Annotated in this window: 9 protein-coding genes and 2 pseudogenes; 8 read left to right on the top strand and 3 right to left on the bottom strand. The window is 66.1% G+C overall.

Annotation, left to right across the window (positions count from 1 at the left end; translation table 11 throughout):
* A pseudogene (locus WAN02_RS25095) lies at positions 1-833 on the top strand (replication-associated recombination protein A); the annotation flags it as partial.
* On the opposite strand, the gene WAN02_RS25090 reads toward WAN02_RS25095, so the two are convergent.
* A complete protein-coding gene (locus tag WAN02_RS25090; protein ID WP_422267473.1) occupies positions 830-1,195 on the bottom strand; it encodes a hypothetical protein in 366 nt (121 codons plus the stop codon). The pseudogene WAN02_RS25095 and the gene WAN02_RS25090 overlap by 4 nt on opposite strands.
* 142 nt (positions 1,196-1,337) lie before the next feature.
* On the opposite strand from WAN02_RS25090, the gene WAN02_RS25085 reads away from it, so the two are divergent.
* The 4 genes and pseudogenes from WAN02_RS25085 (at position 1,338) to WAN02_RS25070 (ending at position 4,314) form a co-directional block, all read left to right on the top strand.
* Positions 1,338-1,619, top strand: a complete 282-nt coding sequence (locus WAN02_RS25085) for a hypothetical protein (protein ID WP_422267471.1) — start codon at positions 1,338-1,340, stop codon at positions 1,617-1,619.
* A gap of 279 nt (positions 1,620-1,898) precedes the next feature.
* Positions 1,899-2,141, top strand: a pseudogene (locus tag WAN02_RS25080) (LLM class flavin-dependent oxidoreductase); the annotation flags it as partial.
* A gap of 44 nt (positions 2,142-2,185) precedes the next feature.
* Positions 2,186-3,370 carry a CaiB/BaiF CoA transferase family protein gene (locus WAN02_RS25075; protein ID WP_422267479.1) on the top strand — a complete coding sequence of 395 codons (1,185 nt, stop codon included), beginning with the start codon at positions 2,186-2,188 and terminating at the stop codon, positions 3,368-3,370.
* Positions 3,371-3,384: 14 nt separating this feature from the next.
* Positions 3,385-4,314: an HpcH/HpaI aldolase/citrate lyase family protein gene (locus tag WAN02_RS25070; RefSeq protein ID WP_422267469.1), complete on the top strand. Its 930-nt coding sequence runs from the start codon at positions 3,385-3,387 to the stop codon at positions 4,312-4,314.
* Positions 4,315-4,405: 91 nt separating this feature from the next.
* Here the strand turns inward: WAN02_RS25070 and WAN02_RS25065 are convergent, their stop codons facing one another.
* Both WAN02_RS25065 and WAN02_RS25060 read right to left on the bottom strand, forming a co-directional pair.
* Positions 4,406-5,026, bottom strand: a complete 621-nt coding sequence (locus WAN02_RS25065) for an antibiotic biosynthesis monooxygenase (RefSeq protein ID WP_422267477.1) — start codon at positions 5,024-5,026, stop codon at positions 4,406-4,408.
* 176 nt (positions 5,027-5,202) lie between these two features.
* On the bottom strand, positions 5,203-5,829 hold the full coding sequence (locus WAN02_RS25060) for an antibiotic biosynthesis monooxygenase (RefSeq protein ID WP_422267467.1): 627 nt from the start codon (positions 5,827-5,829) through the stop codon (positions 5,203-5,205).
* 120 nt (positions 5,830-5,949) lie between these two features.
* Between WAN02_RS25060 and WAN02_RS25055 the strand changes: the two genes are divergently transcribed.
* The 3 genes from WAN02_RS25055 to ruvX form a co-directional block, all read left to right on the top strand.
* Positions 5,950-6,339 carry a secondary thiamine-phosphate synthase enzyme YjbQ gene (locus WAN02_RS25055; RefSeq protein ID WP_422267475.1) on the top strand — a complete coding sequence of 130 codons (390 nt, stop codon included), beginning with the start codon at positions 5,950-5,952 and terminating at the stop codon, positions 6,337-6,339.
* A gap of 112 nt (positions 6,340-6,451) precedes the next feature.
* The gene (alaS, locus tag WAN02_RS25050) at positions 6,452-9,154 is read left to right on the top strand and encodes an alanine--tRNA ligase (RefSeq protein ID WP_422267465.1); all 2,703 of its coding nucleotides are present in this window, start codon (positions 6,452-6,454) and stop codon (positions 9,152-9,154) included.
* A partial coding sequence (gene ruvX / locus WAN02_RS25045) for a Holliday junction resolvase RuvX (RefSeq protein ID WP_422267463.1) occupies positions 9,155-9,505 on the top strand: 351 nt, incomplete at its 3' end.

Genomic DNA, 9,505 nt, shown 5'->3' with positions numbered 1-9,505 from the left:
CGCTGATCCTGCAACTGCAGCCGTTGTCCTCCGACGACGTCCGCGCGGTCGTGCACCGCGCGATCGACGATCCGCGTGGCCTGGGCGGCCAGATCCCGGTGACGCCGGAGGCCGTCGACCTGCTGGTCCAGTTGGCCGCCGGCGACGCCCGTCGCGCGCTGACCGCGTTGGAGGTGGCGGCCGAGGCGGGCGAGCAGGTCACCGTCGAGACCATCGAGCGGTCGCTGGACAAGGCCGCGGTCCGCTATGACCGGGACGGCGATCAGCACTACGACGTGATCAGCGCCTTCATCAAGTCTGTGCGCGGCTCGGACGTCGACGCCGCGCTGCACTACCTGGCCCGGATGCTGGTCGCCGGCGAGGACCCGCGGTTCATCGCCCGCCGGTTGATGATCCTGGCCAGCGAGGACATCGGGATGGCCGACCCGGTCGCGTTGCAGACCGCGGTCGCGGCGGCCCAGACCGTCCAACTGATCGGCATGCCGGAAGCCCAGCTGACCTTGGCGCACGCCACGATCTACCTGGCGAGCGCACCCAAATCGAACGCCGTGACGACGGCACTGGCCGCCGCGATGGCCGACATCAAAGCGGGCAAGGCGGGGTTGGTGCCGCCGCATCTGCGCGACGGGCACTATTCGGGCGCCGCGGCGCTGGGCAACGCGCAGGGCTACAAATACTCGCACGATGACCCGGATGGCGTTGTGCCACAACAGTATCCACCTGACGAGGTGGTCGGGGTCGACTACTACCGGCCGACCGGCCGGGGCGCCGAGCGCGAGCTCGGCACCCGGCTGGAAAAGCTGCGCGCGATCATCCGGCGCAAGCGCGGCTAGAGGCCCGGTAAGCAGTTGACGAACGGGATGAGTCCTGGGCACTGCTGGGCGATGTTCGGCGGATTCGCCGGCGGAGGAGGCGGCGGGATCGGCGTTGGAAACAGATTGGGTCCCTCCCAGTAATGGGCCGGAGCCTTCGTCCGCACGTCGTATTCGAAGTAGTAGGTGTGGCAGACGCCCATGTCCCACACCAGATCCGTATCCGCCCGCGGTGGGTCATTCGGCATGGCTTGCCCGGGACACCACTGGAATGGTCCGTATTTGTAGGCCTGGGCGATGCCCGCGCCCGGTCCGAGAACGGCCAGCGCCACACCGCCGGGTAACAGCATCGTCGCTGCCAGCCGCGCGTATCCCCGCTTCATGGAGTCACGGTATGCCTGGTGAACAAGGCGTGTGCCGCGATCTCACAAGCTCGGGCGCGCCGCTGGTGTCAGCACGATTCGCACCATCGTTCACACGAGTACCAGCATCGGACCATGAGACGGTCTTCGCAAACGACCGCACATGCGATATCACTCGCTGATCGTGCCGGCCTACGGACCGGTTGACCCCAAACCTTCCAGGAACCGCTTTACAAGAAACGCCACGCTGTCGTTTTGCGCCGTCGACGTCATCGCAGCGAGTCGTCCTGTTGTGCAAGAACATTCGCCAGGATTCGGTGATGTCGACAATCCCGCCCGTGGGAATGAGCAAGGCGTCGCAAGCGATCTTCATGAGATCGCCGTTGACGATGAAGACATGGCCGCGCGAGAGCGGGACCTCCCCGCTATTCCCGGCAGCCCGTAAGGCGTGGTCAGAACCGAATTCCGATCTCAGGCGTCGTCTCGGCTTATCGTCCGGCGGATCCGCTACTAGGTGCCCAAGCAGTCACAGTGCACGTTAACTCCCGAACCCCCGGCAACAAACGTCACCGGTTACTCGTGCGGGCCTCGGTGATATCGCCCGCGATGCGGTTTCGAAAAAGTGTCTATCCCACCCTCAGTGACTGCTGTTGTTCATGGTGCCCCGCGACCGACCCACGTCCAGCAGGTGGCGTTCGGCGATGTGATGACGGGCGATGCTGCGATGGCCTACGCCGTGGTCGGGGAGACCGAGGACCACTCCAAACAACGCGACCAGGTCGTTCTGAACGACCTGGTGCACCCGATGGCGTCGCTGACCCTAGTCTCGGAGTTGATGAACTACGACTTCGCCAAACACGACCTCGACGACCCGATCACCGGTGAGCTCATCGAATCGGTGGCGGGAATTCGCGGGTTGGTGCAGAACCTGCGTGCCCACATCGGCGACACGATCACCCTGCGCGATCACCTCGGCTCGCAACGGCCGGCCGGCGTGCCTGTTAGAGCATGATGCTCGCGGGTATCCGGGTTCTCGACGTAGCGACGCTGGCCGCCGCGCCACTGGCCGCCACGTATCTCGGCGAGTTCGGCGCCGATGTCATCAAGATCGAACAACCCGACGGCGGCGACCCGATCCGCACCTGGGGAAACCAGGTAGACGGCGTCGGCCTGATGTGGAAGTCGTTGTCACGCAACAAGAGATCGATCACCCTCAACCTGCGCGTGGCCGAAGGCCAGGCGTTGCTGCGCCAGCTGGTCGAACACGCCGACGTGGTGATCGTCAACACCCGGCCGGCCACCCTGCGCACATGGGACCTGGACTACCCGGCGCTGCGCGCCGTCAACGACAAGATCGTCATGTTGCACATCACCGGCTACGGGCTGACCGGGCCGAAAAGCGAGCGACCCGGATTTGGCACACTGGGCGAAGCGATGAGCGGATTCGCCAACATCACCGGCGAGGCCGGAGGGCCGCCGACGTTGCCGCCGTTCATGCTTGCCGACGGCGTGGCGTCGCTCAACGCCGCCTACGCGGTGATGATGGCGCTATATCACCGCGACGTGCACGGGGCCCCAGGGCAGTTGATCGACATCAACCTGATCGACCCGCTGGCGCGGCTGCTGGAGCAGACTCTGCTGGGCTACGACCAGCTCGGCCTGGTGCCGACCAGGGCGGGCAACCGCTGGGACATCTCGGCGCCGCGCAACACCTACCGCACCGCCGACGATCGCTGGCTGGCGATGTCGGGAAGCTCACCGCAGTTGGCGCTGAGGGTGTTTCGCGCAATCGGGCGCGCCGACCTGGTCGACGACGCCGACTTCTCCGACCCGCAGCGACGGCTGGCCCGGGCCCGCGAGGTGGACCAGGTGGTCGCCGACTGGGTGGCCACCAAGACGCTGGCCGAGGCGATGGACATCTTCGACGCCGCCGAGGTGGCCGCCGCGCCTGTCTACGACATCACCGATCTGGTTGCCGACGAGCAGCTTTCGCACCGCGAAGTCTTCGTCAAGGTCGGCGACGACGAACTGGGCGCGATGACCGTCCAGGCTCCGGTGCCCCGCTTTTCCGCTGCGACCGGTCGGGTGCAGCACTTGGGCCCGCGGATCGGTCAACACAATGCCGAGGTGTACGGCGAGCTGCTGGGGCTGGCCGGCGGCGACATCGACGACCTGCATAGTCGGGGTGTGCTGTGACAGGAGCCCGGTAGATGACCTCGCTGTTGCGCCGCTCGGAGCTTGCGGTGCCCGCGGCCAATGACCACATGTTCCCCAAGGCCGCCGCATCACCGGCCGACCTGGTCTTCCTCGACCTGGAAGACGCCACGGCGCCCGCCCACAAGGAGGCCGCCCGCGGCAAGGCGATCTCGGGTCTCAACGAACTCGACTGGGGTCGCACGGTTCGGGCGATCCGGATCAACGGCCTGGACACCCAGTGGTGCCACGACGACATCATCGAAGTCGTCACCGGCGCCCGGGAGAACCTCGACACCATCATCATTCCCAAAGCGCTTCGGGCACGCGATGTTTGGTGGGTCGACACGCTGCTCACCCAGTTGGAGGCCAAGCTCGGTCTGTCGCGCCAGATTCGACTCGAGGTGCTGATCGAAGAGGTCGAGGGACTGGCCAACGCCGAGGAGATCGCCACCGCCAGCCCGCGACTGGACGCGCTGATCTTCGGTGTCGGCGACTTGTCGCTGTCCCTGGGTGCGCGGGTGGACACCAACTTCGACCCGCTCGGCGAATATCCCGGCGACTTCTGGGCCTATGCCCGCAACAAGGTGATCGTCGCGGCCCGCATCGCCGGCATCGACGCGATCGACGCGCCGTACCCCGACTACGGCAACTTGGTGGGCTACGAGCGCGACGCGCGACGGGCCGCGCTGATGGGCTACACCGGCAAGTGGGCCATCCATCCGAGTCAGATCGACGTCGCCAACCGGGTGTATGCGCCGACCGACGAGGAGATCGCGCTTGCGGAGCGCAACGTCGCGGCCTACCGCGAAGCCGAGCAGAACGGGCTGGGCGCGGTGGGCGTCAACGGTGTTCTGGTTGACGCCGCCCACGTCAAGATGGCGCAGGCCACCCTGGCTCGCGCGGCGCTGATCAAGGGAGGCCGATCCGCGCCTTTGGGGCCCTGACATACGCCGAGATCGACGCCAGCGCGCAAAAATGCGAGAGCTCATCTCGCTCGCGTCGATCTCGAAGCAAGGGCAGCGACGCTACGAAGCGCTAGACAAGCTCGGGCACCCTCAGGTGGGCAATGGCCAGTTCGAACTCACCGACATCGAACTGGTCGGCGCCGAGGTCGCGAAGCCGTGCGGTACGCAGTGAGCGGGCGCGTTCTTCGTTGCGCTGCATGGCTTCAGCGGTGTCGAACGTCGACGACGACACCGCCCGCCAGGACGTGCGGTCGATCATCAGGCTCGCGCTGCAGAAGCCTTCGAGCTCCTCGATTGCGGGGAGCACCGACTCCCGGTAAAACTCGATGGCGCGGTCGAATTGGTCGGGCCGCACCGTGAGCCAGGTGGCTCGCACGCCTGCACCCGGGCTCGAGGGGTGGTCTCGATGCAGCACCGCGATCTCCCATTCGTCGACCGTCGGGCTGCCACCGAAGGTCTGTGCCGCTTGATCGCGAACGGGTCGTATCGCGCGGGCGCTCGCACGCATCGCCTGTTCGTTGTCCCATGAGCTGGTCGCAATGCAACGACCAGAGCCACGGTCGACCAACAACGACACACCAAGACAGCCGTCGACTTTCTGGAGTGCGGGCATGACTACATCGCGGACGTGCGCGATCCCGGCGTCGATGGACGACGGTTGTGCCTCGATAGTGGTAGAGCGCGCGTACACGAGACCACCCTCTTCGCTCGGCGGCGGCGCCCCGGCGGCGCCACCGGTTCCACTCCCCACCTTCCTCCGCCGGATTAGCCGTGGCAATGGGCAAGCCGCTGCGCTTGTTCTTCACATGGCATAAGGAGATACCGGCCGACACCCAGTCGCTCGGTTCGGCCGGTCGCCCCCTTCGATCAGACCAGCTCGGGTGCCCGCAGATGGGCGAGTCGGAGCTCGAACTCGCAGTCGTCGAGCTCTTGGGCGCCGACCTCGCGGATCTTCTCATCCTTGAGGGCCGTTCCCGAGTCTCTGCTGCGCTGCATCGCCTCGAGGCTGTCGAAGGACGCACAGGCCACGCTGCGTCCGGACGCACGGTTTACCAGCAGGCTGGCGCTGCAGAAGCCGTCAAGTGCCTCGAGCTCGGGCAGGACGGACATCTTGTAAAACTCGATGCCCTGGTCGAGTTGATCCGCCGGCAGCTGCACCCACGTCGCCCGTGCGCAGGCACCCTCGCCTGAGCGGTGATCGCGGTGCAGCACTGCGATCTCCCACTCTTCGACCATTGGATCGCCGATACCGCCGAACTCGTCGGCCGCTCGATCGCGGATCGGCCGTATCTGCTCGGCGCTGGCCCGCATCGCCTCTTCGGTTTCCCATGCGGTGGTCAGAATGCACCGGCCGGACTGCGGGTCGGCCAACAACGACAAGCCGACACAGCCGTCAACGTCGTGAAGTCTCGGCATGACGGCATCGCGAAGGTGAGCAACGCCGGTGTCGATAGATGATGGTTGCGCTTGGATGGTGGTAGAACGCGCGTACACGATCCACCCCTTTTCTCTTCGGGGCAGCGCCCCGGTGGCGCCACCGGTTCAATCCACCTTCCTCCACTGCGTTCGCCATGACAATGGGCAAATACGTAGGTTGGTCAGGTGAATACCGATGTGCTGGATGTCGACACCGCGCGTCGTCGAATCGTCGATTTGACCGAGTCAGTGCGGGCCTTCTGCTTTCCGCGCGGCGACGGACTGCTCAACGTCTTCGTCCCACATGCCACGGCCGGGGTGGCGATCATCGAGACCGGCGCCGGTTCCGACGACGACCTGGTGGACACCCTGGAGCGGTTACTGCCGCGCGATGACCGCTACCGGCACGCCCACGGATCGTTCGGTCACGGCGCCGACCACGTGATGCCGGCGATCATCGCGCCGTCGATCACCGTGCCGGTGCAGGCGGGGGAGCCGCTGCTGGGCACGTGGCAGAGCGTGGTGCTGGTCGACTTGAACCGGGACAACCGGCGGCGCTCAGTGCGTTTGTCGTTCCTGCAGGGTTGACCGCGGTCAGCTTTATCGCGTGATCCGGCGGCACAGTGGGACCGGTACTGTGATGCGGTCGAAATAGGCTGATACCGGCCGGGTAGGGCCGAAATCAAGAGGAAGCGGAAAAGTGCAGACACACGAGATCAGGAAGAGGTTCCTGGATCATTTCGTGAACGCGGGCCATACCGAGGTGCCGAGTGCCTCGGTGATTCTCGACGACCCCAACCTGTTGTTCGTCAACGCCGGCATGGTGCAGTTCGTGCCGTTCTTCCTCGGCCAGCGCACCCCGCCGTATCCGAGGGCCACCAGCATTCAGAAATGCATTCGCACGCCCGATATCGACGAGGTCGGGATCACCACCCGGCACAACACCTTCTTCCAGATGGCCGGCAATTTCTCGTTCGGCGACTATTTCAAGCGCGATGCCATCGAGTTGGCCTGGACATTGCTCACGCGCAAAGTCGACGACGGCGGATATGGTTTCGATCCGGAAAAGCTCTGGGCCACAGTATATTTCGACGACGACGAAGCCGTGCAGTTGTGGCGGGAGATCGCGGACCTCCCGGTCGAGCGAATCCAGCGCCGCGGCATGGCCGATAACTATTGGTCGATGGGCATTCCTGGGCCGTGCGGCCCGTCCTCGGAGATCTACTACGACCGCGGTCCCGAGTTCGGTATCGAGGGTGGCCCGGAAGCCAATGAGGATCGCTACATCGAGATCTGGAATCTCGTGTTCATGCAGAACGAACGCGGCGAGGGCACCGGCAAAGACGACTTCGAGATCCTGGGTCCGTTGCCGCGCAAGAACATCGACACCGGGATGGGCGTCGAGCGCGTCGCGTTCCTGCTGCAGGGCGTGGCGAACGTGTACGAAACCGACCTGCTGCGTCCGGCCATCGACGTGGTGGCCCGGCGTGCGCCCCGCGGCTACGACGTCGGCAATCACGCCGACGACGTGCGCTACCGGATCATCGCCGACCACAGCCGCACCGCGGCCATCCTGATCGGCGACGGCGTCAGTCCGGGCAACGACGGCCGCGGCTACGTGCTGCGCCGGCTGCTTCGGCGGGTGATCCGCTCGGCCAAGTTGCTCGATATTGACGGCCCGATCGTCGGCGAGCTGATGGCCACCGTCCGCGACGCGATGGGCCCGTCGTATCCGGAACTGATCGCCGACTTCGACCGGATCAACCGGATCGCTGTCGCCGAGGAGACCGCGTTCAACCGGACGCTGCAATCGGGTTCGCGACTTTTCGAAGAGGTGGCCGGTGCCACCAAGTCATCCGGCGCGACCGTGCTGTCCGGATCGGATGCCTTCACACTGCACGACACCTATGGATTCCCGATCGAGCTCACCCTCGAGATGGCGGCCGAAGCCGACCTGCAAGTGGACGAACTCGGATTCCGGGAACTGATGGCCGAGCAGCGCCGCCGCGCGAAAGCCGATGCCGCAGCGCGCAAGCACGCGCACGCCGACTTGACGGCGTACCGCGAGCTGGTCGACGCCGGCCCCACTGAATTCACCGGCTTCGACGAATTGACCTCGCAGGCACGGATTCTGGGCATCTTCGTCGACGGTAAGCGGGTGCCGGTAATAGCCCACGGCGCAGAAGGGTCCGCGGGCGCCGACCGCGTCGAGCTGGTGCTGGATCGCACACCGCTGTATGCCGAGTCGGGTGGGCAGGTCGCTGACACGGGCAGCATCAGTGGCACCGGCTCCAGCGAGAGCGCCAGGGCCGGCGTCACCGATGTGCAGAAGATCGCCAAAACCTTGTGGGTGCACCGCGTCAACGTGGAGTCCGGCGAGTTCGTCGAGGGCGACACCGTGATCGCGGCCGTGGAACCTGGCTGGCGCAAGGGTGCCACCCAAGGACATTCGGGCACCCACATGGTGCACGCTGCGTTGCGACAAGTGCTGGGGCCCAATGCCGTTCAGGCCGGGTCGCTGAACAGGCCGGGCTATCTGCGATTCGACTTCAACTGGCAGGGCCCGCTGACCGACGAGCAGCGCACAGAGATCGAGGAGGTGACCAACCAGGCGGTGCAAGCCGACTACGAGGTGCACACCTTCATCGAGCAACTGGAGAAGGCCAGGGCGATGGGCGCCATGGCCATGTTCGGCGAGGCCTACCCGGACCAGGTGCGCGTGGTGGAGATCGGCGGGCCGTTCTCGCTCGAGCTGTGCGGTGGAACCCACGTGCACAACTCGGCGCAGATCGGGCCGGTGACCATCCTCAGCGAATCATCGGTGGGATCGGGCGTGCGCCGGGTCGAGGCCTATGTCGGTCTGGAGTCGTTCAAACACCTGGCTAAGGAGCGGGCGCTGATGGCCGGGTTGGCGTCGTCGCTGAAGGTGCCCTCGGACGAGGTGCCCGCCCGGGTGGCGAACCTGGTGGAGCGATTGAAGGTCGCCGAGAAAGAGATCGAACGCACCCGGCTGACCAATGCGCGGGCAGCTGCGGCAAATGCCGCCGACGGAGCACAGCACGTCGGTAACGTCCGGTTGGTGGCGCAGCGGTTGTCGGCCGGCATGACGGCCGCCGATCTGCGCTCGCTGGTCGGCGATATTCGCGGCAAGCTCGGCAACGATCCGGCGGTGGTCGCCCTGATCGCCGAGGGCGAAGACGACAACGTGCCGTACGCCGTGGCCGCGAACCCTGCGGCGCAGGATTTGGGTATTCGCGCCAACGATTTGGTCAAGCAGCTCGCCGCGGCGGTCGACGGACGTGGTGGGGGCAAGGCAGATCTCGCGCAGGGCTCGGGTAAGGATGCGTCTGGCATCGACGCGGCGCTCGACGCGGTGCGCGCAGAGATAGCAAGGATCAGCTGAGTGGACTCCTCGCATCGCCTGCCGGACCGGCCCGGCAGCGACGATCCCGGAGCAGGGCGGCGGCTCGGCATCGATATCGGCAGTGTTCGGATCGGCGTGGCAACCAGCGACCCGGACGGCATCTTGGCCACCCCGGTGGAAACAGTCCGCCGCGACCGCTCGGCCAAGCACGTGCGGCGGTTGGTCGAGCTGGTCGCCGAGTTGCACGCAGTCGAGGTTGTCGTCGGGTTGCCGCGAACCCTGGCCGACCGCACCGGCCCGTCGGCGCTTGACGCGATCGAGCTGGCCGAGGTGCTGGCCGGGCGGATCGCGCCGATTCCGGTGCGGCTGGCCGACGAACGCCTGACGACC

It is taken from the genome of Mycobacterium sp., assembly GCF_049281135.1.
Taxonomy (GTDB): domain Bacteria; phylum Actinomycetota; class Actinomycetes; order Mycobacteriales; family Mycobacteriaceae; genus Mycobacterium.
This window is presented reverse-complemented; position numbering and strand designations above follow the sequence as displayed.